The sequence below is a fragment of the Halobellus ruber genome (assembly GCF_014212355.1).
Taxonomy (GTDB): domain Archaea; phylum Halobacteriota; class Halobacteria; order Halobacteriales; family Haloferacaceae; genus Haloquadratum; species Haloquadratum rubrum.
On record NZ_JACKXD010000005.1, the window covers coordinates 1 to 25,946 of the forward strand.

Annotated in this window: 20 protein-coding genes and 1 pseudogene; 8 read left to right on the forward strand and 13 right to left on the reverse strand. The window is 68.4% G+C overall.

Annotated elements, in window-relative coordinates; genetic code table 11:
• Nucleotides 1-745 precede the first annotated feature (745 nt).
• Nucleotides 746-1,078, reverse strand: a complete 333-nt coding sequence (locus H5V44_RS13195) for a non-histone chromosomal MC1 family protein (protein ID WP_185193607.1) — start codon at nucleotides 1,076-1,078, stop codon at nucleotides 746-748.
• 253 nt (nucleotides 1,079-1,331) lie between these two features.
• Here H5V44_RS13195 and H5V44_RS13200 point away from each other — a divergent pair, with 253 nt between their 5' ends.
• Together H5V44_RS13200 and H5V44_RS13205 are read left to right on the forward strand one after the other, a co-directional pair.
• A complete protein-coding gene (locus H5V44_RS13200) occupies nucleotides 1,332-1,529 on the forward strand; it encodes a hypothetical protein (protein ID WP_185193608.1) in 198 nt (65 codons plus the stop codon).
• Between the two features lie 6 nt (nucleotides 1,530-1,535).
• The gene (locus tag H5V44_RS13205) at nucleotides 1,536-2,624 is read left to right on the forward strand and encodes a quinone-dependent dihydroorotate dehydrogenase (protein ID WP_185193609.1); all 1,089 of its coding nucleotides are present in this window, start codon (nucleotides 1,536-1,538) and stop codon (nucleotides 2,622-2,624) included.
• Between the two features lie 27 nt (nucleotides 2,625-2,651).
• Here H5V44_RS13205 and H5V44_RS13210 read toward each other — a convergent pair whose 3' ends face one another.
• The 3 genes from H5V44_RS13210 to pheS form a co-directional block, all read right to left on the reverse strand.
• Nucleotides 2,652-5,282 (reverse strand): valine--tRNA ligase, encoded by a 2,631-nt coding sequence (locus H5V44_RS13210; RefSeq protein ID WP_185193610.1) that lies wholly within the window; start codon nucleotides 5,280-5,282, stop codon nucleotides 2,652-2,654.
• Nucleotides 5,283-5,610: 328 nt separating this feature from the next.
• Nucleotides 5,611-7,395, reverse strand: coding sequence for a phenylalanine--tRNA ligase subunit beta (gene pheT / locus H5V44_RS13215; protein WP_185193611.1), 1,785 nt, complete (start codon nucleotides 7,393-7,395; stop codon nucleotides 5,611-5,613).
• Nucleotides 7,395-8,906 carry a phenylalanine--tRNA ligase subunit alpha gene (gene pheS / locus H5V44_RS13220; RefSeq protein WP_185193612.1) on the reverse strand — a complete coding sequence of 504 codons (1,512 nt, stop codon included), beginning with the start codon at nucleotides 8,904-8,906 and terminating at the stop codon, nucleotides 7,395-7,397. Before pheS ends, pheT begins: the two co-directional genes overlap by 1 nt.
• 130 nt (nucleotides 8,907-9,036) lie before the next feature.
• Between pheS and H5V44_RS13225 the strand changes: the two genes are divergently transcribed.
• Nucleotides 9,037-9,321: an amphi-Trp domain-containing protein gene (locus H5V44_RS13225; protein ID WP_185193613.1), complete on the forward strand. Its 285-nt coding sequence runs from the start codon at nucleotides 9,037-9,039 to the stop codon at nucleotides 9,319-9,321.
• 416 nt (nucleotides 9,322-9,737) lie between these two features.
• On the opposite strand, the gene H5V44_RS13230 is transcribed toward H5V44_RS13225, so the two are convergent.
• From H5V44_RS13230 to H5V44_RS13250, 5 genes are all read right to left on the reverse strand, one after another.
• Entirely contained in the window at nucleotides 9,738-11,150 is a 1,413-nt protein-coding gene (locus tag H5V44_RS13230; protein ID WP_185193614.1) for a DUF6517 family protein, read from the reverse strand.
• Between the two features lie 485 nt (nucleotides 11,151-11,635).
• Complete coding sequence (locus H5V44_RS13235) at nucleotides 11,636-12,310, reverse strand: hypothetical protein (RefSeq protein WP_185193615.1); 675 nt, start codon at nucleotides 12,308-12,310, stop codon at nucleotides 11,636-11,638.
• A 349-nt stretch (nucleotides 12,311-12,659) separates the two neighbouring features.
• Entirely contained in the window at nucleotides 12,660-14,345 is a 1,686-nt protein-coding gene (locus H5V44_RS13240) for a tryptophan--tRNA ligase (RefSeq protein ID WP_185193616.1), read from the reverse strand.
• Complete coding sequence (gene endA, locus H5V44_RS13245) at nucleotides 14,342-15,445, reverse strand: tRNA-intron lyase (RefSeq protein WP_185193617.1); 1,104 nt, start codon at nucleotides 15,443-15,445, stop codon at nucleotides 14,342-14,344. The genes H5V44_RS13240 and endA overlap by 4 nt, the downstream gene beginning before the upstream one ends.
• A 75-nt stretch (nucleotides 15,446-15,520) precedes the next feature.
• A complete protein-coding gene (locus tag H5V44_RS13250) occupies nucleotides 15,521-16,402 on the reverse strand; it encodes an endonuclease NucS domain-containing protein (RefSeq protein ID WP_185193618.1) in 882 nt (293 codons plus the stop codon).
• 75 nt (nucleotides 16,403-16,477) lie between these two features.
• On the opposite strand from H5V44_RS13250, the pseudogene H5V44_RS13255 reads away from it, so the two are divergent.
• Nucleotides 16,478-16,917, forward strand: a pseudogene (locus H5V44_RS13255) (HAD family hydrolase).
• Here H5V44_RS13255 and H5V44_RS13260 read toward each other — a convergent pair.
• On the reverse strand, nucleotides 16,918-19,257 hold the full coding sequence (locus H5V44_RS13260) for a DEAD/DEAH box helicase (protein ID WP_185193619.1): 2,340 nt from the start codon (nucleotides 19,255-19,257) through the stop codon (nucleotides 16,918-16,920). It abuts the pseudogene before it with no gap.
• Between the two features lie 366 nt (nucleotides 19,258-19,623).
• Here H5V44_RS13260 and lipA point away from each other — a divergent pair, with 366 nt between their 5' ends.
• The 3 genes from lipA (at nucleotide 19,624) to H5V44_RS13275 (ending at nucleotide 22,536) form a co-directional block, all read left to right on the forward strand.
• On the forward strand, nucleotides 19,624-20,556 hold the full coding sequence (gene lipA / locus H5V44_RS13265; RefSeq protein WP_185193620.1) for a lipoyl synthase: 933 nt from the start codon (nucleotides 19,624-19,626) through the stop codon (nucleotides 20,554-20,556).
• A 114-nt stretch (nucleotides 20,557-20,670) separates the two neighbouring features.
• Nucleotides 20,671-21,591, forward strand: a complete 921-nt coding sequence (locus H5V44_RS13270; protein WP_185193621.1) for a mechanosensitive ion channel family protein — start codon at nucleotides 20,671-20,673, stop codon at nucleotides 21,589-21,591.
• 54 nt (nucleotides 21,592-21,645) lie between these two features.
• Entirely contained in the window at nucleotides 21,646-22,536 is an 891-nt protein-coding gene (locus H5V44_RS13275) for a hypothetical protein (RefSeq protein ID WP_185193622.1), read from the forward strand.
• Nucleotides 22,537-22,566: 30 nt separating this feature from the next.
• On the opposite strand, the gene codB is transcribed toward H5V44_RS13275, so the two are convergent.
• Nucleotides 22,567-23,958, reverse strand: coding sequence for a cytosine permease (gene codB / locus H5V44_RS13280; RefSeq protein WP_185193623.1), 1,392 nt, complete (start codon nucleotides 23,956-23,958; stop codon nucleotides 22,567-22,569).
• 121 nt (nucleotides 23,959-24,079) lie between these two features.
• Here codB and H5V44_RS13285 point away from each other — a divergent pair, with 121 nt between their 5' ends.
• Nucleotides 24,080-25,363, forward strand: a complete 1,284-nt coding sequence (locus H5V44_RS13285) for a cytosine deaminase (RefSeq protein WP_185193624.1) — start codon at nucleotides 24,080-24,082, stop codon at nucleotides 25,361-25,363.
• Nucleotides 25,364-25,391: 28 nt separating this feature from the next.
• Here H5V44_RS13285 and H5V44_RS13290 read toward each other — a convergent pair whose 3' ends face one another.
• On the reverse strand, nucleotides 25,392-25,688 hold the full coding sequence (locus tag H5V44_RS13290; RefSeq protein ID WP_394354544.1) for an amphi-Trp domain-containing protein: 297 nt from the start codon (nucleotides 25,686-25,688) through the stop codon (nucleotides 25,392-25,394).
• 32 nt (nucleotides 25,689-25,720) lie between these two features.
• Nucleotides 25,721-25,888, reverse strand: a complete 168-nt coding sequence (locus H5V44_RS13295) for a hypothetical protein (RefSeq protein WP_185193626.1) — start codon at nucleotides 25,886-25,888, stop codon at nucleotides 25,721-25,723.
• Between the last annotated feature and the right edge of the window lie 58 nt (nucleotides 25,889-25,946).

A 25,946-nucleotide genomic window follows, 5' to 3' on the forward strand; every position in this document is an offset into this window, starting at 1 on the left:
AATAGCAATGGCCTCCGGCAGGATCAACCGGAATGGGTTCCCCGCGTGAACGGGGAGGGTTGGCGGGATTTCTCCTCGTGAAAGGAGGAATCACCAAATTGTGGATTGCACAGATCCTACTGCATTGCATCGCGTCGCATTGCATTGGTTGCGTGGTCCGTGTGGTTCGGGCGACACCGAACAGGTGTCACCGAACCACCAAGGCTAACATCAGATTCCATCGTGTACGGCGGACCGCAGGGGTGGAATCCTCATTTCTTGCGGACCTGAACGTACACCGGACGAAGCCATAAAGGCATCGGTCCGGGTCCGTTGCCGGCCGAAGCCGGCACCCAGGTCCACACTCGAACGGTCCCCGACCGGGGTGTCCCGGGCGGGCTTCCGCGTATTAATCCGAACGGCTGGGTAACATAAAACCCCGTCGAACCGTCCCCGCCTCGTTATGCGGTTTCACACCGTGGCGGGGAGGCGTGCCGCGTCGGGGACGACCCGGACCGACAGAGCGGGCCGAGAGCGGCGGCTGACGGTACTCGGAGTGTGGCGCGGCAGGAGGCCGACACGTCATCCCACGCGTTCGACGTGTGGTCGGGTCGGATGGTGACCGCGCGGTCGGCACTCGCCACGGAACGGATAAACCGGTGTCGGACGCCGTCGGAGCCCCGACGGCGCCGGCGTGAGGACGGAAGGGAGCGGCTGTTCGGCCCCGATTTGCGGCCGGAACGGTGGATCGGACTGACGCGGGCCGCTACGTGTCGATGTGTTCGATCCCTTGTTTGGAGACGTTGCCCCGCGTGACCGTCGACACGTCGTTGTCTTCCATCCAGTCCGGTTTGGTGTCGGGCGCGCTGTCCTCCCACGCCCAGGCGTGGTAGACGTGGACCCGGTCGGTGCCGCGTTCGAGCAGCCGGATCTCGGTCGGGTTCTGCTCGGCCTCCGACTCGGAATCGTAGGACTCGTAGCCCTCCAGCCGCCGGGCGGCTTTCAGTGCGGCCTGCCGCGGCATCTCGCCGGTGAACTGTTTCGTCTTTTCGCCGTCCTCGAGCATTACGAAGTTTCGTTTACCGTCCTCGCGTACCATCGGGTGACACCCTGTGTCAAACCAGCACACAGTTCGGCATAAATATATCGGCAAAATAAGGTGCGGCGTCGGGGTGGCGGCCGTTCCGTTCGGAACAGTGTCGTTGCGCGGGCGCCGACGACATCCATCCCCCGGCCACGACGGCGCCCGAAGGACGCTGCGTGCGCCCGCCTATCGGAGACCCGGTACCACCGGGGGTAACGGAGCGACACATATGTATATCGGGCGCCGAATTGGTCCGTAGACACCGCCGATGGTTCGGAAAAAGAAGCTCTCTCCGAGTGGCGCCAAGGGCGAAGACGGCGAGTACCACAACGTCCACGTCAACCTCCACGAGGACGAACTCGCCGTCGCCGGGATGGACATCGGGGACGAAGTGTTCGTTCGCGTCCGTGACGGCAAGATCATCATCCAGAAGGCCGACACCGACGCGGTCGAACACGACTTCTGAGTCGCGATGACCGACCGATCGGCGAGGGGTCGGGTGATCCGCCCCGCGTACCGCGCCCTCCGGCCGGTGCTGTTCTCCGTCCCTGCCGAGACCGCCCACCGGACGGTCCACGCCGGGCTGCGGGCGGTCCAGCACACCCCGGTCGAGGACCGACTTCGCGACCGGTTCGCGGTCGACGACGGCCGGCTCGCGGTCGACGCCTTCGGGCAGTCCTTTCGGAACCCCGTCGGCGTCGCGGCCGGGTTCGACAAGAACGCCGAACTCCCCGCGGTGCTCGGCGCCCTCGGGTTCGGGCACGTCGAGGTCGGGGGCGTCACCGCCGACCCCCAGCCCGGTAATCCCCGGCCGCGGATGTTCCGGTTGGTCGAGGACCGCGCCCTGGTCAACCGGATGGGGCTGAACAACGAGGGCGCGGCGGCCGTCGGCGACCGGCTCCGGACCGGCCCCGACCCCGGGATCCCCGTCGGCGTCAACGTCGCGCTCTCGGAGACCGCCGACGCCGACGACGCCCCCGCGGACTACCGCGAGACCTACGAGCACGTCGGCGACGCCGCCGACTACGTCGCGGTCAACGTCTCGTGTCCGAACAGCGAAGGGGTCCGTGACCTCCAGAACCGCGACTCCCTTGAGGCGATCCTCGGGGCGCTGGTCGACGCCGGCGCCTCCCCGCTGCTCGTGAAGCTCTCGCCGGACCTCCCGGGGCTGGCGATCGAGGAGGCGCTCGCGGTCGTCGACGACTACGACCTCGACGGCGTGATCGCGGTCAACACCACCACCGACCGCCCGGAGGGGCTGGAGAGCCCCAACCGGGCCGAACGGGGCGGACTCTCCGGCGCGCCCATCGAGGACCGTGCCACCGAGACAGTCCGGTTCGTGGCCGAACGGGTCGACGTCCCCGTGATCGGCGTCGGCGGCGTCTCCGACGCCCCGGGGGCGTACGCGAAGATCCGTGCGGGGGCGAGCCTGGTCCAGTTGTACACCGGGCTGGTCTACGAGGGGCCGACGCTCGCCCGCGACATCAACGAGGGACTCCTGGACCTGCTGGACCGGGACGGCTTCGACAGCGTCGCCGAGGCCATCGGCGCCGATCTGTAGCGGGACGAAGGAAAACGGCGGGTGGCACTACCCCTCGCGGCGGACGATCACGACCGCGTCGCCGGCTTCGATCATCTCGCCGTCGCCGGTGTACTGCCGTTCCTCCTCGATCTCGAACGTCTCCGGATCGAGTTCGGCGCCCGCGGCGTGGAGGTGGCCGTCGACGACCTCGTAGTCGCCGGCCTCGATCGCGGCCTCGATGTCGGGCACCTGGCTCCCGTACTCCGGACCGACCAGCGAGTAGTCCAGGTCGACGCCGGTCACGACCGACTCGATCGCGGGGCGTTCCGCGAGGGAGCGAAGCTCCGCGACGTGCATCACGCCGGAGATGTCGGCCTCGAACCCGGAGATGTCGCCCCACACGTCCACGCGGGCCAGCGGCTCGTTCATCGGGAGCTGGCGGTCGCTCTTGTACTTCCGGAGCGCGCCGACGACCGCCATTGCGGTCTCGCCGGCCGCGAAGTCGGCGTCGATCCCGAGCGGTTCGGGCCACCCGCTGGTGTGGACGCTCTCTCCGCCGTGCAGATCGTGCCACAGCTCCTCGGTGACGTGCGCGAGGATCGGGGAGAACAGCTTCAGGAACCGGCGGTGGGCGACCGCGAGGGTGTACGCCGCCGAGTCGGCCGCGGCGTCATCGTCCGCCGACCTGATCCGCTGTTTCGCGATCTCCAAGTAGTCGTCACAGAAGGTGTGCCAGAAGAACCCCCGAAGCTCGTCGCGGGCCTTCGAGAACTCCCGGCTCTCGAACCAGTCGGTGAGCCGCTCGATCTCCCGGTCCAGCGAAGCCAACAGCCACCGGTCGAGTTCGGTGAGGTCGTCGTGGTCGACGTCGTCGTAGTCGGGCGCGTCGTCGGTGAGGCTCTCCACGAGCTTCGAGGCGTTCCACAGCTTCCGGAGCAGCTTCTCGCCCGCCCGCAGCCCCTTCTCGGAGTACGGGAGGTCGTCGCCGACCGCCGACCCCGCCGCCCAGTAGCGCGCGGCGTCGACCGGGAACTTCGAGACCACCTCGTCGGGGTCGACGACGTTGCCCTTCGATTTCGACATCTTTTCGCGGTTCTCGTCGAGCACCATCCCGTTTATCATCACGGAATCGAACGGGACCTCGCCGGTGTGCTCGTAGCACTTCACGACCGTGTGGAACAGCCAGAAGGAGATGATGTCGTGGCCCTGCGGCCGGAGGTCGAACTGGTAGAGTTCGGGGTTCTCGAAGGTGAACTCCTCGGCCTCGTCGTCCCAGTCCCACCCGGCGTTGATCAGCGGCGTCAAAGAGGAGGTCGCCCACGTGTCGAAGACGTCGTCCTCGGGGACGAACGCGTCGTGGCCACACTCCGGGCAGGCCTCGACCGGCGGGTCGTCGGCGAGGGGATCAACCGGGAGGTCGGCCTTCTCGGCGACGACGGCGTGATCGCAGTCGTCGCAGTACCACACCGGGAACGGGATCCCCGACGAGCGCTGTCGGGAGATGGCCCAGTCCCACTGGAGCCCCTCGATCCAGTTCCGGTATCGGGTAAACATCTTCTCGGGGTACCAGTCCATCTCCCGGCCGGCCGCGAGGTACTCGTCGGTCTTGTCGAGGAGTTCGACGTACCACTGCTCTTTCACCAGGAACTCGACCCCGGTGCCGCAGCGCTCGTGGACGTTCACCGTGTGGGTGATCGCCCGTCGGTCTAAGAGTGCGCCCGCCTCGTCGAGATCCTCAACGATCGCCTCGCCCGCCTCGTCGGCCGAGAGCCCCTCGTACTCGCCGGCGACCTCGGTGAGTGTCCCCGATTCGTCGATCGCGAGCCGGAGGTCGAGGTCGTGGGCCTGGTACCACTCGATGTCGGTCTGGTCGCCGAAGGTACAGCACATCACGATCCCCGAGCCGGTCTCCATATCCACCCGCTCGTCCTCGATGATGGGGACCTCCTGCCCGAACAGCGGGACCGCCGCCGTCTCGCCGACGAGGTACTGGTTCTCCTCGTCGTCGGGGTGGACGAACACCGCCACACACGCCGGCAGGAGTTCCGGCCGGGTGGTTGAGACGGTGAACGTCTCGTCGCTGCCGGCAACGCCGAAGGCGATGTCGTGGAAGTGGCTCGGCTGCTCGTCGTCCTCGGTTTCGACCTGCGAGATCGCGGTTTCACACTCCGGACACCAGATCGCGGGCGCCCGCTGTCTGTACTCCCGACCCTGCTCGTAGAGGTCGACGAAAGAGAGTTGCGAGACCCGCTTGACCTCGGGGGAGATGGTCTGGTAGGTCTGGGTCCAGTCGATGGAGATCCCGAGGCTCTGCATCTTCTCGGTGAATTCGGCCTCGTAGCGGTCACAGACCTCCCGGGTCATCTCCTGGAACTCCCGGCGGCCGTAGTCCTGGTGGCGGACGCCGAGTTCCTCCTCGGCGAGCCGCTCAGAGGCGATCCCGTTGTCGTCGTACCCGAACGGGAAGTACACTTCGTTCCCGCGCATCCGGTTGAACCGAGCGACGAAGTCCTGGAGCGTGAAGCCGTAGACGTGGCCCCAGTGGAGGCTCCCCGATACCGTCGGCGGCGGCGAGTCGATCGAGAAGGCGGTGTCGGGGTCCGCTACGTCCCCGTCGTATGCGTAGCGGTTCGCCTCGACCCACCGGTCCTGCCACTTCACCTCGACGGTCTCGGGATCGTATTCTCCGCTCGGCATTCTCGGGCGAAAATACCGGCCGGCGGGCTGTTAAGTGGCTCGATTGGTGGAGCGATACGGGTTAGAAAAGAACGAGAGTGTGGAAAGAGTGCGGAGACGACCGTGGAAGCCCCCGCGCTCTCGACTCCCAGGACTCGCCGCGCTCCTCGTCGCTCACTGCGTTCGCTCCTGCAGTGCTTGCGTCGTCCGGGTTCGCCGAGAGCGCGGCCCCTTCCATACCCGCCCGCTAGCGGGTTTCCGACCGTCCAACGCACAAGGAAACGGGCCAGCGGAGCGGAGAGAAAGCGAAGTCTTTCGAGAGGTCAGGCTCGGAAAGCGTCGATCGAGCCTACTCCCCGCCGAGCGCCTCGAGCGCGAACTCGAAGCCCGCAACCGGGAGTTCGAGGTCGTGCTCCACCAGAACCGCGGGGTGGATCTCGCCCACGACGCCCACGTCGTCGCCGTCGATCACGACCGACGCCGCGCGGCCGTCGATGAACGAGGGGTGGGCGGTCGGCGGCGTCTCCAGCTCGACGCCGAAGCTCCGGCAGACCGCCTGGAGCCGCGCTTTGGCGTCCTCGTAGGTCGCGTCGGTGCGGGCGAGGACGGCCGCGACGTGTCTGGACTCCGCCACGCGGGTGTTGACGTCGTCGTCGCGCTCGGCCACGAGTCCGACCTCCGCGAGGTCCTGCGGGTACGCGCGGTGGGTGTTGTTCTCCAACACCATCACGAGCGAGGGCAGCGCCCACGGCCGGAGGATGGTGTAATCCTCGCTGTAGGGTTCGGTGATCCCGACGGGGTCGCCGCCGCCGAGGACGTCAGTCCCGGACTCGACGCCCATCCGGTCGTAGACCTCCGGCTCGGAGATCATATGGAAGTTCAGCAGATCCTCGAACCCGAGCCCGGTCAGGACATCTCGTGTGGCGGCCTCCAGCCGCGAGCGCTCGTGGCGGCCGCCGACGGTGCCGACGTCGGGATATCGGGGGTCGAGTTCGTCGAAGCCGTACGCCCGACCGACGTCGTCGACGAGGTCGAGTGGGTGGAGCACGTCGACGCGGTACGGCGGAATCGACACCTCGTAGGTGGTGGCGTCCGCGGGACCGTCGGCGTCGTCGCTCTCGGCATCGTCCGCGACGGCGGCGTCCAGCCCCGACCGCTCGAAGAGGTCGACGACCTCCCGCTCCGTGAGGTCGACCCCGAGCATCGTCTCGATCCGGTCGTGGGTGACGGACTTGCTCCGAACCTCGAAGTCCGGCCGCCGGAGCGTTCGGCCGCCGGCGTCGGAGCCGCCCTCGTATTCGACTTCGACGTCCTCGATCGTGGCACCGCGGGCCGACAGCGCATAGCAGATGATGGCGCACATCCGGTCGATGGTCCACTGGTCGGTCCCGGTGAGTTCGATCAGGAGTTCCCGCGAGTCGGTCGAGACCTCGGTTCGGCGGCCGTTGATGACCGGCGGGAACGAGAACAGCCCGAGTTCGTCGTAGATCGCGGGGTAGCGGTCGTAGTCGGCGACGAGGTCGGCGTACGTGCGACCCGTGGAGTGCTCCTCAAGGACCTCGGCGGGTGTCAGTTCGCGGTCGCTGTCGAGCGGGACGAACGTGTCGCCGCCGGGCGCGATCCCGGTGTAGGTGATGGAGTTGCCGCCGCTGTCCTCCGAGGCGTTGGGCGCCTCGCCGAGCGTGTCGCCTTTGATCGCCACGAGGTCGTGGATCCCGATGGCGCCCTTCGCGCGCTTCCGCCCCATCGTGGCGTGGAGCTTCTCCTGCAGTTGGATCACGGATTCCAAGGCCGCCTCGTCGAGGTCGAGGCCGCGGACGACCGCGCCGGTGACGTACGGCCGCGCGTCGGGCACGTCGCCGTCGACGACGAACGTGAAGTCGGGGTCGTTCGTGTCGGGGACGTCGACCCCGCGGTCGTCACCGTACTGGTACCGCAGCGAGCGCGCGACGCCCTCCACCGACAGGCGGTCCAGGCGGTCGGGGCCGAACTCGAACTGCAACAACCCCTCGTCGGTCTCGCCCTCGAACTCGAGGCCGAGCCCGAACAGGTCGTCCTTCAGATCTTCGTCGCTCTTCTCGTCGTGGCCGGTCAACTCCCGGAGCTCGTCGGGGTCGATGTCGACGACGGGCATCAGTAGGTCACCTCCGCACCGCGGAGGAAGTCGAGATCGGCCAACGTCCCGTGGAGGTCGCGGATGTCCTCCGCGCCCGTGGTCAGCATCGCGAGCCGTTCCAGCGCCAGCCCCCACGCCATCACGTCGCAGTCGACGCCGAGCGGTTCGAGCACCTCGTCGCGGAACATCCCGGAGTTGCCGATCTCGATGAGTTCGCCCGTCGTGGGGTGGCGGCCGAACAGCTCGAAGGACGGCTCGGTGTAGGGGTTGTAATGGGGTTTGAACTGGATGTCGGTGATCCCGAACTGCTCGTAGAACTCCACGAACGTGCCCATCAGATCGCGCACCGAGAGGTCCTCGGCCATCACCCACCCCTCGATCTGGAAGAACTCGAGTAGATGGGTCGCGTCCAGCGTGTCGTTACGGTAGACCTTCTCGACGGAGAAGAACCGCTGCGGCGGGTCGAGGTCGCCGACCTGCTCGCCGGAGAGATACCGCATCGACAGGGAGGTGGTGTGTCCCCGGAGCGCGATCGCCCGCGCGAACTCCTCCGACCACGGCGAGTGGTAGCCGTCGCCGTCCTCACCGACCCCCTCGCGGTGGGCGGCCTCGACGCGGTCGACCAGGTCCTCGGGGAGGTCGTCGATCGGCGGGGTATCGAGGGCGAAGCGGTCCCAGTGGGTCCGCGCGGGGTGGTCCTGGGGCATGAACAGGCAGTCGTTGATCCAGAAGTCCGCGTCGGCGTGGGGGCCGTCCATCTCCCGGAAGCCCATTCCCACGAGCACGTCCTTCACGCGCTCTGCGGTCTGTCGGAGGACGTGCGTGGAACCGCCCTGGACCGCGGGCGCGTCGGCCTCGACGTTGTAGTCGGCGAACTCGACGTCTTCCCACTCCCCGGAGGTCAGCAGTTCCGGAGTCAGCCGGTCGACCGTCTCTGCGGCCTCGACGCCCTCCATCAGCGCGGTCACGCCCGCATCGGTGAGCGTGACCGTCCGGTCGGTCCGGTCGCGGCGGACCGCGAGGTTCCGCGAGACCAGCCGGTCGAGCACGTCGTCGTCGGCGTCGTCGACGCCGTCGCCCGCAACGAGCGCAGCGAGCGCCTCCGCCTCGGGGTCGGCGTCGGGGTCGGCGTCGGGATCCGCCGAGAGGTCGCCGCCCTCGATGGTTCCGTACCCCTTCCGGCCGAAGTTCGCCAGCGCGATGTCGACCGCGTCGCCAGCGAGGTCGGCCGCGCCGATGACCTGCCCCATCGAGACCGACCCCTCGTCGGCGCCGGCGTCGACCGCCGCGCGGTAGAGCCGGGTCTCGGGGAGGTGCTTCTCGACGTACGTGCGGCCCTCGTCGGTGGGTTCGTACTCGACCGTCTCGCGCTCGGCCACGTCGAGGAGGCCCTCGTCCCGCAGCTCGAAGACGGCCCGCGTGGCGGTTTCGGGTTCGAGTCCGGCCGCCTCGGCGAGTCGGTCGATCGGCGTTTCCTCGGTCGCGCTCGCGGCGTTCAACACCGCGACCTGTGGTTCGGGGAGTTGCATCTGTGTGTGTTCGTGTCGGTCGTTGTGAGAGCTACCGACCGGCCGGAAGTTAGGGGTTCCGAAGACTCCGCGGGCGATCGAGGCCCTTTCGGGCGTGATGTTTTATGCTCGGCCGCGTCGTCGTAGGTGTATGCCCGAAGAAGTGCTCTTCGAGACCGAGGACCGCCGGAGCCGGGCCGAGATCGCGTCGTACCTCCGGACGCTGGCGGACAAACTCGACGCCGACGGCCCGATCACGCTGACCGCCGGCGACCAGTCGGTGACCGTCGACCCCCCGGAACGGCCCACCTTCGAGGTGAAGGCCGAGCGCGAGGGACCGGGCGATGGACCGGGCGAACTGAGCGTCGAATTCGAGATCGAGTGGGATGAAGGGGAAGGCGGCGACAGTGGTGACGGCGAACTCTCGATCGAGTAATCCCACCTCGTTACTGCGTCGGGTGCGCCTGCGGCGCACCACTCTTCAGGGGCGACTCGAGAGTCGTCCGCGAAGAAGCCGGACGGCTCTGCCGTCTCGCCCGACTCGCGGATACGCAGTTCGGACGAACGCCGTATCGGATCGGACGTCCACCTGCTGGGGATCCGCTCGGACCGGGCTACTGAGCGTAGACGGTGTCCCGGTCGAAGCGTAGCGGTTATCTGCACCGGGGAGCCGGAGGTTCCGAACCCTGAATCGGCCGATCACGCGTCGATCGCGGTCGGCGAAGGCCCGATCGTCCCGCTTCACGTCCGGGAGAGAGCGGTGTAGACGAGCTGACCGCACCACCGTCTATCGCTGTATGATGATCGGCGCCGGGAGCCACCTTCGACACGCGTTTGGGGCTACTGCGTTCGTTATTCCGTTGCAGCGTCCGGCGCTCGTTGGAGCCGCCCCATCACCTCGGGGACGAACTCGGCAAAGGGGGCGAACGCGGGCGTGTACAGCGGGACGCCGCCGGGTGCCGCGGCCTCGGAGATCAGGTAGCCCGAGTTGCCGACGACCTCCATCACCCGGTCCGGCGTCGAGACCGGCCGGGTGGTCCCCCCGACCGCGATCACGTGGTCGTCGTCGGTGATCCGCGCCACCGACAGCACCACCGCCCACGGACCGTCCTCGCCGCTGACGACGCCGGCGAAAGAGGCGAGGTCGGTCCCGGTGCCAAGCAGCGTCGCCTCCGACGGCGCGTCCTCCGTGAGGACGACCTCCCGGGGGCCGCCGAGCCACTCCACCGTGTCCCCGTCGGTGAGGCCGGTCGCGGCCAGCACCCGCTTTGTGGCGTCCCGCTGGAGCAGGTCCGTCGTCGCCATCCCCACCAGCGGGTTCGCCGACTGGCCGGCCACCGACGCGTTCGGCGTCGCCAGCACACCCACCCCGAACGGCTGGCCACCTAGCGGGGCCGGGACGCCCCTGTCGAACGCTCGGTCGGCGGGGACGTCAATTACGTCCCCCGCGGTGACGATGACGTCCCCCTGGGTGACGAACACCGTGCCGGCCGTATCGATGGTGGCGCCCGGGTCGACCCGCTCGGCACCCTCGGGCAGCCCGTCCATCCCGACGCTGCTCATCACCGTCTCCACGTTCGGCACGAACACCCGCACGTCGTCGGGCGAGTCGGGGGAGAGGGTCTCACTCGGGAAGTACGTCTCACCTGGGAAGTACGTCTCACCCGGGAAGTACGTCTCACCTGGGAAGTACGTCTCACCCGGGAAGAACGCACCCGGCTCGTCGCCGTCGTACGTCACCGTGTCGCTCCCGACGGCCGCGCCGGGCACGAGCGCCATCACTTGCTCGGGGGCAATCCCGTCCCCGCCGCGCGCGCCCTCCGGGATGACCAGGCTGAACTGGTCGCCGGAGACCTGCACCCCGCCTTTGATGAACGACAGCTCCGCCCCGTCGACGCCGATGTCGCTCGCGACGGCGTTGATCGCCGACCCCGACCCGGGGGTCTGGTTGACGCTGCTGACGAACTTCTCCAGTACGGTGGGCGCGCCGCGGGCAGGCCCGCGCTGGTAGACCGCGCTGTGGCTGGTGATCGACACCTCCACGTTGCCGGAGGGGCCCTCCCGTTCGATGGTTTCGGACTCGTTTGCGGTCTCGGCTAGCAGTACCTCCTCGCGGGCGCTCTCGGGCAAGACAACCGACGTAGCCTCGAAGGACTGGTCGGTCACGTCCGAACAGCCGGCCAACCCGGCCAGCACCGCGCCGCCCACCGCCGCCAGCGTCCGTCGCCGCGACACCCGCCGGCTTCTATCGGTCGGGAATGTCATACGATATATATTGTCAACTGTCGTGATAAAAGATGTGGCGTGACACGGTTACTCCACCCGTGTACTGCGTCGGGTCGCGCTCCGCCGTCTCGCGCTGCTTGTACGGATCCGTCTCGCCCGGCTCGCGGATGCGCAGTTCGGGCGACCCATACATCGTTCATACTGTTGGCTATAACTACGTGAAGATGTTCGACACCCCGGGGTGTCGAAATCCGTCACGGGACGATAGCCGACAGTATCAGAACGGACGAACGCTGTACCGTACCCGCTCCGCAGCCGTTCGTGTTCCGCCAGGAGCCGGGTGCCGACTATAGTAGCGTTTGCAACTGGTTTCATATCCGATCGCACGCCGTCGTGCGATCGAGTGAGCGAAGACTTGCAAACGCTACTATAGGGAGCCTGCATCTTGCACTCCGATATCAGTCCTCTGTTGGCGTGCTCGGGTTGTTAGGTGACAGATTACACCGATTTCCGGGTAGACGGCTTCACGCACTAAAGGAGTCGACCCGATCAACGAAGTTTGCAAGGGCAACTCGGAGATGCGGTAGTCGCGCCCGTTCGGGGACGAACGAGATAGTGACGTCCTCCTCGATCAGACCCGAATACTGTTCGTGGCTGTCACTTCTCCAACGGACCGCGGTTTCATTGGTGACATCACCGGGGGAGCCGTGGACGTGGTACCCGGGAGGTCCGTACAGAAGCAACCGATCCGCTCCCGGATACGGAGTGCCTTCTCCACCACTGGCGAACGGTGGTGCACCACGCGTGTGGAACGCGTCGAACTGCACGATGCCAAGGGTTTTGTGTGCTACTTCGTCGGAGGAATAGCGGACACGTAACGTATCTCCAACTACGGACGTTCGGAGGTTTCGCCGGTCGTCGACTACAGTATAGGATACCTCTTTGACGATCGCATGTCGAAGCGAGTCGTTGTTGAGCTGTTCGGCGCCCTTCAGTAGTTCGACACCGGCGACGAACTCCGCACGTCCGGTTTCCGACACTCGGATAGTCATTGTACTCTGGCCGCGCTCGACCGTCACTCCGCGCTCGCGTGCGGCCTCATCGAGAGCGCCCGTACACACGCCACAGACTGGCTCAGGCGGTGCTTTGGCCGTTCCTGAGCCGATAAGTGCTGGACTGGCGATGAGGAGTCCGAACACGAATACGCCGATGAGAAGGCGGTGCCGACTGGACGAGCACATCGTGGCTATCGTATCGTGGGAGATGTAGATGGAAAGTATCTCCGTAAAGTACAGTCACCACTTGTGTCAAAGCGACTCTTTGTTCCTCCGAGTCCGCGGCGATATGGCCACGTTGACTGACACGTGAATCGGTCCATCCGCCGCTAATACTGTCGGCTATCGTCCCGTGACGGATTTCGACACCCCGGGGTGTGGAACATCTTCACGTAGTTATAGCCGACAGTATGAATCGACATACGACACCGTCGATACGCGGTGGCCGGCTACGGCGGGCCGTATCACGCCCCGGTCGTTCCGACCCGCCGTGTTACTCGTCACCGGGGGCGACGCCACGCCGCGACGATTCCAGCGAGACGTCCAGATCCTCCAGCAGCGCTTCGGCCTCCGCACGCTTCTCCTGGTGGTCCGCCAGGAACTCAGCCATTAGCTCCGCGGCCTGCTCCTTGCAGTCGCCGCAGAGCCGCTCGCCGCCGACGCACTCGTCGTAGACCCGCTTTGCGAACTCGTCGTCGTCGCCCGAGAGCAGGTAGGCGTAGAGTTCGTAGACCGGACACTCGTCGGCCTCACCGCCGAGTTCGCGCTGCTTCTCGGCGGTGTCGCGTCCGCCCGTCGTCGCGGCCTTCACCTTGTCGTACCCCTCCTCGGGGTCGTCGAGAAGCGAGATGTGCGACGCCGGGATCGACGACGACATCTTCCCACCGGTCAGCCCGGTCATAAACCGGTGGTAGATCGAGGAGGGCGGGACGAACCCGTAGCCGCCGTGGTCGAGTTCGACCTCGCGGGCGAGTTCCGCGGCCGCCTCGCGGTCGAGGTCGAAGGCGTCGACGTGGGCGTCGTACCGCCGCTTCTCGCCGTCGATCGCCTCGATCAGCGCCTCGAAGGCGTCGTCGGTGGCGTTGGAATCGAGGAACCGCACCCGGGGACGGAGCGGTTCCATCCCGGCGTTGTCGAGTTTCTCGGCGGCCGACTCCCGGACGTCGCCGGCGACGACGACGCCGAGGGAATCGAGGGCGTCGTCGCCTGCGTCCCGGAGCCACGCGGCGGCCTCCTCACACCGGGGTCGGTCGGGGTCCTCGGCGTAGGCGTCGCGCTCGCCGTAGACCGCGCCGACGAGGGGGCGCTCGGCGTCGGTGAGCTCGAAACTCGCGTACGCCTCGGTGACTTTGAAATACCGCATCCGCGCGGCGAGGTCGCGGGCGAACCGGACGTGGGGGTCCTGGTCGGGGCCGACCGGGATCACGGTGGGTTTCGGCTCCTCCAACTGGGGATAGAGGATGTCCGCCATCTGGGTGACCACCGACTGTATGTGCGAGACGTTGGTCCCGCCGTCGAAGCCGTAGATACCCTGGAACTCCGAGAAGTTGGCCTTCGACCCCAACTCGAAGGCGAGATCCTGGAGCTCTCTGTTGTCGGACTGCCGGTAGAGTTCGCCCTCCTCGGGGTCGAACCCCAGCGCCAGCAGGCTCAGGAGGTAATCGCGGGCGTGCTCGTCGATCTCGGCCCACGTCATCCCGCGGGCGGCGTGGGCTTCGAGGTCGGCGATCAGCCCGTAGGCGTCGGCGCCCTGCTCTTGATGCCAGATGATCTCGTCGAACACCAGCTTGTGGCCGATGTGGGGATCGCCGGTGGGCATAAAGCCCGAGAGCACCGCGGCGTCGCCGCCCGCCCGGAGCGCGTCGGCGACGGGGGAGTAGTCGCGGTGGCCGAAGATGACACCCCGGCGCATCAGGTAGTGGGGGTTCGGGACGCCGGGGAGCACGTCGTCGAACTCCCCGATCCCGAACTCCTCGAAGAGGCTCCGGTAGTCGGCGACCGTCGACGACCCCCACGGGTCGAGGGCGACATCGTCGGCGCCGGCCGCCCCCTCGGTACCGCCGTCGGGGGCGAGCGGCCCGTCGTCGGCCGGTCGCTCTCGCTCGTGATCGCCCTCGGCGACCGGCGGCGTCGCCTGCGGGCCGTCCTCGCCGCGCCGGGAGTCGTCGTCTCGTGTCATAGGGTGAGTCGGGCTACCGAGAGCCAGCGTATGCGTCCGTTGGCCGCGGTACGCGCAAAAACCATTCGCTTCCGGACCCCGCCGGCCAGCCGGACGTCCAAGGAGAGGTCCCGCGGGTAGACGGTGTGCTCGGGGCCGACCACCCGAACCAGGTTCGCGGAGTGCCCCAGGGAATCGACGCCGTCGAAGCCGTCGTACACCCGGAAGTCCGCGCCGAACTTGAACCCGCTTTTCGGAACGACCCCCCGGCCACGGAGCGCGGCGTAGACCCGCAGCCGGCGGTCGAACCGCTCGCCCTCGACGGCCTGGCCGCGGTCGACGATCGCTGCGGGATCGGCGTCGAGGACGCCCCGCTGGGCGAGGTACGCGGCCTCGACGAGCGAAAGCTGGAGCGGCCCCGAGTCGGCGTTGCGGCCGAACAGCCGCTGGCCGTAGAACCGCGACTCGTAGAGGCGATCGGCGGCCTCGTAACAGACCACCCGGTCGTCGAGCAGGTCCGCGTCGACCGATGCGGGGAGGTCGGCGTCGCCCGTGCCGTCCGCGTCGTCGGCGCCTATGTCGGGGGCGGCGTCGGTGTCGAAGTACGTGAGTTCGCCGTCCTCGTCGACCACCGCGAGCACGACCCCGCCGAGCGACGCCGCCGGGACGCCCTCGCGCTCGCCGACCACGCGAACCCGGTGGGCCACCTCGTCGTCCCACGGCCCCTTGCCGCGGGGGTAGACCACGAAGTCGACGTCCGAGTGCCCCTCGGACTCCGCGTCGACCCCCGGCCACGCCGGGCGGGCCGGGGAAAGGTAGAAGCCCCGGTCGCGGAGGTCCTTGTAGACGGTAAACCGGAGCGCGGTCCCGGTCCGGGCCAGGAACGCCCGGAAGTCCAGCCGGTCTTCGTCCGCCGGGGGGTCGGCGTCGCCCGCGGAATCCGCGCCGGACTCGTCGACGACGGCCTCGAGGTCCCCCCGGGAGAGCAGGTGGGCGGCTTCGACGGGCGCCACCTCGATGCGGCTGCGGTCCAGCGGCCGGCCGTAGCCGTGGGCGTCGTGGAACCGCTGTCTGGCGTCGCCGGCGATGCGGACCACGCCGTCGGTCAGGATCCCGTCCATATCCGTCCTGGCGGCCGGCCGCGACATAGGGGCTGCGGTGTGGCCGGCTCGAAGAGAGCCGACTTCTCGACCGCATCACTCCACGAACCGCTCGCAGGTGCCGTCGAGACACCGCCGGCCGCGGTCGGTCTCGAAGACCGGCAGCCCACAGTCGCACTCCCCGTCGACGACCCCTGCGGGGATCGCGAAGGCGGTCTCGCAGTCGGGGTAGGCGTCACACCCCGCCAGCAGCCGGCCGCCGCGGCGGATGATCCGGAGGTCGGAGCCGCACTCCGGACAGGCCCACTCGCGGTCGAACCGCTCGCGGACGGCGTCGTCGAGGGAGTCACACGACCGGTCGAGACACACCTCGAAGGTCTCGCCCGCCGGCGCCCGGATGGTCGGGAGCCCGCAGTCGGAACACGACCCGTCGGTGACGGTCGCGCCGCGGGGAAGCGGATAGCGGACCTCGGAGTCGACGCCGCGGACGTCCCCCCCGGTCCGAACCAGCGGCTCGCCCGTCTCGGGGTCGGAACCGACCGGGACGCCCGCCTCGGAGACGGGGTACTCCGCCCGTCCCGCGGCGCGGTGACAGACCACCCGGAGAACCTGGTCGCCGGCGCGGGCGACGATCCCGAAGCCCTCGTCGTCGACGGCTTCTTCTCGCGGGCCGGGGGACGGCTCCGCCGTCCCGTTCGAGGCGGCTTGGCCGCCTCGCAGCCCGCTCGGACGGCCCGAGGCGCTTTGCGGCTCGCTGTCGCCGGCTGTTCGGGCCGTTTCCGAGGCACCGCCGGTCTCGACGGTCAGGGCGTCGGGGCGGGTCAGCCACGCGACGGGCTGGTAGCCGTCGGCGTCGTGGACCAGGGTGGTGCGGTCGGGCTTGATCACGACCGCGACCCGGCCGCGCTGGGTTCGGGTGCGGTCGCCCTCGAAGGTCGTCGTACAGTCGCCGGCGAAAACGCGGATCGTCTCTGGCATACGGGGGGTCTGATCCCGGCATCGTTCATAGACCCTCGCGACAAGGGCTTTATCCGGTGGCGTTCGACCCGGCGTATGGAGCCGCCCGCCGGTCCGGTGCTGTTCGATATGGACGGCGTGCTGGTCGATTCGGAGACGTACTGGACCCGCTTCGAGTCGGAGTGGGTGTTCGGGACGGCGGTCGCGTCGGGGTCACCCACGCACGCGGAGGTAACCGGAACGTCCGTCCGCGAGCGGTTCGACCTCGACCCGCTGGACCTGGTCGTCAGCGCCGACGACGTCGGCGGGCCGGGGAAGCCCGAGCCCGACATCTACGAGTACGCCGCCGTGGAACTCGGCCGGGAACCCGAGGATGTGTCGTGGTGGAAGACTCCCCGAACGGGATCGCGGCCGCGGTCCGGGCGGGCGCGTTCACGGTCGCGTACCGGTCGACGCACGACGCGGAGTTGGACCTCTCGCGGGCCGATGCTGTGGTCGAAAGCCCCGACGCGCTGCGGTCGTTGCTTCGCGGGTGATCACGCGACTGCGACGGTCCGCGACGCCCGGATCGGATGCAGCGGCTCGTCGGGAAACGTCACCTCGACCGTGAACTCGAGTTCGTCGGCGTCGGCACCGAAGACGCCGACGGGGACCGTCTCGGCGTCGGCGAGATACGTCTCGGTCGCGGTCATCTCGACGCCGTTGACCGTCACCCGGATCCCGACGGTGGCGCCGCCGCCGCCGTTTTCCACCGTCACCTCGCACAGCCGGTTGGCGCCGGCGGCGATCTCGTCGGGGAACGCCCCCCACGACACGTCGATCGCCGGGAACGCCCGTGCGTTCTCGGCGATCTGCTCGGCGACGCCCTCCGAGAGTCCCGCACGCCGGAGTTCGGACGCCCCCGCCGCGGCGACGTCCGCGGGGCTGTGAAGCCCGCCGGTGGCGAGCGTCCGGGCGCGCGCCGGGCCGATCCCGTCGACGGCGGTCAGGCCGACGGCGTCGCGGGGGACGCCGTGTTCGACGCGGGCCTCGACCCGGCGTGCGAGGTTCGCCGCGCGCGGGCCGGCGAAGGCCGCGAGGAACTCCCGGAGCGCCGAGATGAGCCGGAGGGCGTTCTGCCGGATGATCCAGGCGTCCGACCGGAGATCCGCGGGCGTGGCGTCGTCCATCCCCGCCCGCAGGATCGCGAGCACCTTCCGCGGGCCGTCCGCCAGGTCGGTCCCGGTTCCCGAGAGCACCTCGTCGACGGCGTCGGCCTCCGACTGGCGGGCCGACACCGAGTGGAACTCCGCGGCGCCCGCGACGGTCTCTAAGATCCCGCCGGCGGAGATGGTCTCACGACCGGCGAGGTCGCGGAACCGGGCGGCAGTGTCGAGCCGGAGGTAGTACTTCGAGGCGAGCCGACCCAGCGTCGTCGCCGAGACCGACAGGTCCTCGCCCATCTCCACGAACCCCCGGTCGACTAAGGATTCGAGGGTGTCGCGGACGCGCTCCCGGAGCGTGTCGAAGGCGTACGCGTCGGGTTTCGACTGCGCCCGCCGGTAGTAGAAGGTCGTCTCCAGCCACGCCATCACGTCGTCGAGTCCGCGGATGGTCCCCATCGCGATCTCGGCGTTCAGATGCGAATCGAGGTCCTCCGCCAGCCGCGACTCGATCTCCTTGCCCTCCCGGAGCAAGCGTCGGTACTTGTCGGCGTCCGACCGGTCGCAGACCACCCACCCGTAGCCGACGTCGTCGTAGCCGGGGCGGCCGGCGCGGCCGAGCATCTGGAGGATGTCGAGCGGCGACATATCCACCTCGCCCTCCAGCGGATCGTGGTACTTGGTATCGCGGATCACGACACACCGGGCCGGGAGGTTCACCCCCCACGCGAGCGTCGAGGTCGAGAAGAGGAGTTGGATCCGGCCGTCCTTGAACCACTCCTCGACCCGGTCGCGGTCGGCCTTCGCGAGCCCGGCGTGGTGGAAGGCCACCCCGTCGGGGACGCCCTTCGCGAGGGCGTCGTTGCCCAACTCGGCGGCCTCCGTATGGAAGTCGTAGTCGCCGCGGGCGCCCATCGGGATGTCGCGTTTCGCGATCTCGTCTCGGGCCTTCCCGGCGGCCCGGACCGCGTCCTGCCGCGAGGAGACGAACACCAGCGCCTGGCCGTCGTCGCGGAGGTGCTCCTCGGCCAAGTCGAGAGCGCGGTAGAGCCGCCGGTACTTGTCGGCGAAGGAGTTGTCGCCGTGGGAGTACGTTTTCACACCGGCGTGGAGTTTCACCGGGCGATACTCCTCGCCGAACTCGAAGGTCGTTTCGGCGGGAGCGTCGAGCCACGCCGCCACGTCGTCGATGTTGGGCATCGTCGCCGACAGCGCCACGATCCGGGGGGCACACAGCCGGCGGAGCCGCGAAACCGTCACTTCGAGCACGCCGCCGCGCGTGTCGGAATCCAGTAGATGGACCTCGTCGACGACACAGCAGTCGACGTCGGCGACGAACGCGTACCGCGCGGAGTCGTGTTTCCGGGTGGCGGAGTCGGCCTTCTCGGGGGTCATCACCAGGATGTCCGCCCGTTCGGCACGGCGGGGGTTCAGGTCACGCTCGCCGGTGACGACGTACACCGAGTAGCCGAGGTCCTCGAAGCGTTCCCACTCCGATTCCTTCTCGTTGGTGAGCGCCCGCATCGGCGCGACGAAAAGCGCCGTCCCGCCCCGCTGGAGGGTTCGACAGATCGCGAGTTCCGCGAGGGCGGTCTTGCCGCTTGCGGTCGGGGCGGCGGCGACGACGTTGGCGTCGCTTTCGAGGATCGCCGGCGCGGCCTCCCGTTGCATCCGGTTGAACTCCTCGAACCCGAACGCGTCGGCGAACTCCGGGAGGACGTCGGCGACCTTCACGCGGCGCACCTCCGGGGCGCAGGTCGGGACCGGACGCCCGTCTGTCGCGTCGGGAGAGTCGGAAACGCCGTAGCGGAGTGAAAAGCGCGGAGCGACGGCGCGAGGCGAGTCATACGACCCACCGGGGACTCCGGGGGGAAAGACGTTTCTCCATCGCCGCCGGGCCCACCGTCGGCGAAGGTTTATCCGCGAACCCGCGGCCACCCGCCCTGTGACCTGAGAACTGGCCCGGGTCGGGCAGCGATTGCTCGGCATCACCGGCGCGGGCGCGGGAAGCGGGTGCCGACTGTTCGCTTCGAGTCGAGACCGCACAGCCGACACGCCGCCAACCCCCAGCCTTTTGCTCGGGCGCTCGAAGGTGGGGGTATGAGCAGCAGGCGGAAACCCGACTGGCTGAAGATGCGCCCGCCGTCGGGGCGGCAGTTCACCGACATCAAGGAGACGCTCCGGGAGCGCGATCTCCACACGGTCTGTGAGGAGGCCAACTGCCCGAACATGGGGGAGTGCTGGAGCGGCCGCGACGGGCCGGGGACGGCGACGTTTATGCTGATGGGCGACCGCTGCTCGCGCGGCTGTAACTTCTGCGACGTCGAGACCGGCGGGATGGAACCGCTGGATCCCGACGAGCCCGCAAACGTCGCGGAGGCGGTCGCGGAGATCGGGCTCGATTACGTGGTCCTTACTTCGGTCGACCGTGACGACCTCCCCGATCAGGGGGCGGAACACTTCGCCGACACGATCCGCGAGATCAAAGAGCGGGACCCGGGGATCCTCGTCGAAGTGCTGATCCCCGACTTCCAGGGCGACCCCGACCTCGTCCGGAGGATCATCGACGCCGGCCCCGACGTGATCGCCCACAACGTCGAGACCGTCGAACGGCTCCAGTGGCCGGTCCGGGACCGCCGGGCGGGCTACGACCAGTCGCTGTCGGTGCTCGAACAGGTGTCCGAGGAGTCCGACATCTACACCAAGACCAGCCTGATGCTCGGGGTCGGCGAGTACGACCACGAGATCTACCGGACCCTCTCGGACCTCCGGGAGGCCGACGTCGACGTGGTCACGCTGGGCCAGTACCTCCAGCCCTCCCGGTCGCATCTGGACGTCTTCGAGTACGTCCACCCCGACGCCTTCGAGACGTGGCGGCGCGTCGCCGAGGAGGAACTCGACTTCCTCTACTGCGCGTCGGGGCCGATGGTCCGGTCGTCGTACAAAGCCGGGGAGCTGTTCGTCGACGCCGTGATGCGCGAGGGCAAGACCGTCGAGGCCGCGCGGCGTGAGGCCCGAGCGGCGGGCGACTAACCGGTCGTCGCCGACGGTCCGCACACCCGGAGGTATAAACCACCGCCCGGGAGAACGGGGTCGTATGTCGATTCCACAGGGGACCGAAGCGACGACGGCGGGACGGGAGCACAGATGACCGCCGGGGGACTTCAGACGGGCGCGACGGGGGTTGCCGGCTTTCTCGGCGACCTGCTCGCCGACGTCGGCCTCCCGCCACAACTCGCCGACGCCACTGCCGCGGCCGTCGTCTTTCTCGTGGTGTTTCTCGTGATCTACGTCGCCAGCAAGCTCGGGGTCCTCCCGCTGAGCGAGCGGCTCCTGCAACGGCGCGAGATCGACGAACACGTCCGGAAGCCGCTGATCCTCCTGATCTACGGGGTGACGCTCTTCTTCGGGCTTTCGCTTGCGTTCTCGCTTGCGGGGCTCGGGAACATCCTGGTCGCGCTGTCGACGGTCACCGCGGCCGCGACGCTGGCGGTCGGGTTCGCGATGCAGGACGTGCTGAAGAACTTCGTCGCCGGCGTGTTCATCTACACCGACGAGCCGTTCCGGACCGGCGACTGGATCGAGTGGGAGGGCAACTCCGGCTACATCGAGGACATCAGCCTCCGGGTGAGCCGGGTCCGGACCTTCGACAACGAGCACCTCACGGTGCCGAACTCCCAGCTCACCGACGGGGTGATCAAGAACTACGACAAGAACCGGACGCTGCGCGTGAAGTTCACGTTCCGGATCAGCTTCGAGGACGACATCGACGAGGCCACCGACATCATCGTTGAGGAGGCCCGGAAGGTGGAGGGAATCCTCGACGATCCGGAGCCGTCGGTACGGCTGATCGAGATCAACGAGGCGTCGTTCGGCCTGCAGAGCCGGATCTGGATCGAAGAGCCCGGCCAGTCCGACCTCCTGGGGATCCGCGGGCGGTTCGTCCAGTCGGTCACCGAACGGTTCGAGGCGGAAGGGATCACCATTCCGTACCCGCACCGAACCGTCGACGGCGCGATCGAGGGCGTCGGCGGGGGCCAGCCCGCCGGGCGCGGAACGGACGGCTGATCGACAGTGCGGGCCGGGCGCCAGTGTTTTGCGGCTCGGTGTGGAGTCGTGAGTATGGCAGGGATGGACGAGGCGACGGCGGAGTTGATCCAGTCGGTCCGGAGGGACGACAGCCGGACGGCGGTGCTGTCGACCCTCGCGGACGGACCACAGAGCGCGTCCGAGCTCCGGAGCGACCACGCTGGCGACGTCGACGCCCTGCTTTCGGCGTTCGTCGACGACGGCGTTCTCCAAGCCGACGGGGCGACCTACGAACTCACCGAGTTCGGCGAGCGCGTCCACGAGTACGCCACGACCGACTGGAACCCCTCGAACGAGGGCACCAAACGCGCGGCGACCTTCGAGATCCTCGCCGACTGCGAGTGGCACTGCTCGGCGTGTGAACTCCCGAGTTCCCAGCCCGCGAAGGACATCCAGATGCTCCGGAAGGAGGGCTTCGAGTTCGTCCGGAACACCGGCCAGGGGCAGGGCGACTACCGCCACTGTGAGACCTGTGAGGCGACGACGTTCCACCGGAAGCTGCAGTACCCGTTCCCGACGGGGCAGTCGGTCACCAGACAGGGGATGCCCGACTCGTTCAAGCGTCGGGTTCGGGACCTCTACGATCACCGCGACGCGTTCGACGGCTCCTCGCCGAGCACGACGCTGGAAGTCGACCACCGGGTGCCGGAGATCCGCTGGGACTCCTCGGAGGACTTCGACTACGAGTCGATGACGGACGAGGAGGTCAGGGAGCACTTCCAGATCCTCACGCGGAGTCACAACCTGCTCAAAAGTCGAAAGTGCGAGTCCTGCGTCGAGAACGACGAGCGGCCGCCGTTCCTCGGAATCGAGTACTACTACGAGGGCGACGCGGCGTACGACGACTCGCTGGGCTGCGTCGGGTGCGGGTGGTACAATCCCCACGAGTGGCGGGCGTCGCTCCACGCGGAACTCGACGGGTGAATCGACGCCGCGGTCGGGCGGATGGCCCGCTTACAGCCGCTCGGCGTCGCCGGCGACATCGTGGCCGGGGAGCACGCCCTGCGACTCCAGCAGATAGTAGACCGCGACGTGGACGACCACCGCGGCGACGAGCCCGTTCAGCGCCGCGCCCGCGACGCCGGGGAGTAGCTGCGGCGCCGCGACGCCGGGAACGACCTGGCCCGCGGTCAGCACCGCGACGACGGCGCCGACGGCGTACGCGATAACGCCCGTCCACCGAACGCCCGCAAAGCGCACGTCGCCCATCTTCGGCACGCGCAGCCGCCAGCATAGCAGGAAGTCGGCGATGATCACGCCGCCGAGCGGCGGCACGTACTGCCCGAGCGTCGACAGCCACGGGATGAGCAGGCTGTCGGCGCCAACCAAGGCGAGCACGATCCCGATCGTGCCGCCCGCGAGGATGAACGGCCGTTTCCGGTCGAACTCGAAGGCCTCGCTGCCCGCGACCCCGAAGGCGTAGGCGGCGTTGTCGTTGGTCGTCCAGATGTTGAGGATCAGCGCGATCAGCCCGATCGCGGCGAGGCCCTGCGCTGCGAGCACCTCATAGAGGTCCCCCGCGGGCGTGACGTCGTACACCGCCCCGCCGACGGCGCCCGACAGGAAGAGGAAGCCGTTCCCGACGAGGAAGGCGACCAGTCCGGCCCAGAACCCCACGCGGCTGCTGCTCGCGAACCGCGCCCAGTTCGGGGCCTGCGTTCCGCCGCTGATGAACGTCCCGACGACGATGGTCACCGCGGCGGCGAAGCCCATCCCGCCGCCACCGCCGCCGAAGAGGCCGCCGAACCCGCCGGCGTCGCCGACCGCGATGACCATCGAGAGCAGTCCGACGACCACAAGAACCGGGACCGCAACGAGCGAGAGCCGCTCCATCCCCTCGTACCCGAAGTACGCCGTCGCGAGGTGGAGCACGCCCCAGACCAGGATGAGCGCGGCGGTGAACGTCGGCGTGTCGAGCCCGAAGAACGTCGCCGTCGGGATCGCGACCAGCGGGATGGTGACGCCGAACCACCCGACCTGTGTGCCGCCGAGCATCAGATCCGCGAACTTCGCGCCGTACCGGCCGAAGCTGTACCGCGCGAGCAGGACCGTCGTCAGCCCGGCCTTCGCGGCGACGCCACACAGCGTCGCGACGTAGACGCCCAGAATGGCGTACCCGACCGCCATCGCGGTCAGCATCGGCCCGAAACCCATCGCTGCGCCGACCTCCGCGCCGGCCCACAGGGTCCCCGCAAAGAACACGAACCCCAACAGCACGGCGGAGATGCTCACGAGCCCCTTCCGTTCGTCCCCCGGAACGTGATCCAGCGGGTAGTCGGGATCGGGAAGGTTCTCGTCGCCGAACACGAACCGTCGCCACGCGGGCGTGTCGTCCTCCGTTGCCATCGGTCCCGGCTTGTCACCGGTGTGTATAAAATTGTGGATGGAGTCGGTGTTTGTAGGCACGGTTCTGGATTCCCCGACGGGGGGCGGAAATAATTAACCGTCCCCTTCGTGACCACCGGGTATGTCCGATTACATCGTGACCGACGGCCGAACGCTCGCGGGCGAAGCGGTCGACATCGCGATCCGCGGGGGGACGATCGACCGCGTCGCGCCCGCAGGAGAGGTCGATCCCTCGGGGGTGTCCGCCGACCGCCGGTACGACGCCGCGGGGCGGCTGGTGACGCCACCGCTGATCGAACCCCACGTCCACCTCGACGCCACCGGCACGGCGGGCGACCCCGCCTGGAACGAGAGCGGGACGCTCGCGGAGGGGATCGAGATCTGGGCGTCGTACAAGGCGGACATCACCGTCGACGACGTCCTCGAACGGGCGACACGGACGGTGGAGTGGTACGCCGCCCACGGCGTGACCCGGATCCGGACCCACGCCGACGCGACCGAGCCGTCGCTGTCGACTGTGGAGGGGCTTGTCGAACTCAGCGAGGAGGTATCGGACCTGGTGGATCTCCAGGTCGTCGCGTTCCCGCAGGACGGCATCCTCACGGATCCGACACACGAGGACCTGCTCCGGGAGGCCGTCGGGATGGGCGTCGACCTGATCGGTGCGATCCCCCACAACGAGCACACCCGCGAGGACGGGGTCGAGAGCGTCGAAGTTGTCTGCGACATCGCGGAACGCCACGACCTGCCGCTGGATCTGCACATCGACGAGACCGACGACCCGAACTCCCGGTTCACCGAGGTGCTGGCGAGCGAGGCGCTGAAACGCGGAATCGGCGACCGCGTGACCGCGAGCCACACCACCGCCATGCACTCGTATAACAACGCCTACGCCGACAAGCTGATCTCGCTGCTTGCCGACAGCGGCGTGTCGGTCGTGACCAACCCCCCGGACAACTCGATCCTCCAAGGCGCCTACGACGACTACCCGCGGCGGCGCGGCCACACCCGCATCGACCAACTCCGCGAGGCCGGCGTGACCGTCGGCCTGGGCCACGACTCCGTGCTCGACCCGTGGTATCACTACGGCGTCGCCGACCCGCTGGACGCCGCGTTCGTCCTCGCTCACTACGCACATATGGCGGGCCGCGGCGACGTGGCTGCCCTCTGGGAGATGCTGACCGACGCCAACGCGGCCGTCTTCGGTGCAGAACGGTACGGGCTCGACGAAGGGACGGAGGGGTCGCTCGTCGTCTACGACGCCACCGACGGGTTCAACGCGTTGCGGACGCAGGCCCCGCGAACGCTCGTCCTCCGGGAGGGCGATCCGATCGCGCGGACCGAGCCGGCGACGACGGAGGTGCTGCGGGCGGCGGGGTCGAAATCGGTCGATTACAAGCGGTGACGGAAGGCGGTCGGGCGGGAAGGCGGCGCTACTCCACGTCGGGCGCGGACTCGTCGGTCCGGCCGGGGAGTTCGATCTCGATTTCGAGTTCGGGGTCGCCGGCGCCGTCGTAATCGAGTTCGAGTTCGACGGGCTCGCCGAACGCGAACGGCAGCTCCCACTCCTCGTCGACGATGGTAAGCTCGTCGCCGTCGCGGAGCTGCTCGCCGAGGTCAATCAGGAACCGTCCGGCCTCGTCGGCGTCGAGACGGTACTCCCGCTCGAACTCCCGGCCCGATCGAATGACTGTTCGGTCCGATTCCTGGGTGTCGGCGTCCGGGTCCATATCCGCACTGGGGGCTTCGTCCGTCATAGCGCTTACTGGTGGGGGTCGACGGTCAGGTCGGTGGCGATCCAGCCGTCGCTGTTCCCGGACTCGACGAAGACGGCCCGTCCGGGGCAGGTCTCACAGACGTGGACGGCGGGCCGCCGCTCCGGCGACGACGTCGCGTTCGGTTCGACTGACGAGTGGGTTCCGGTTGCCATTACCATCTTTTAGGACGGCCTAAATTGAAAAGGCTACGGGTTCCGGCCGCGGGGCCGG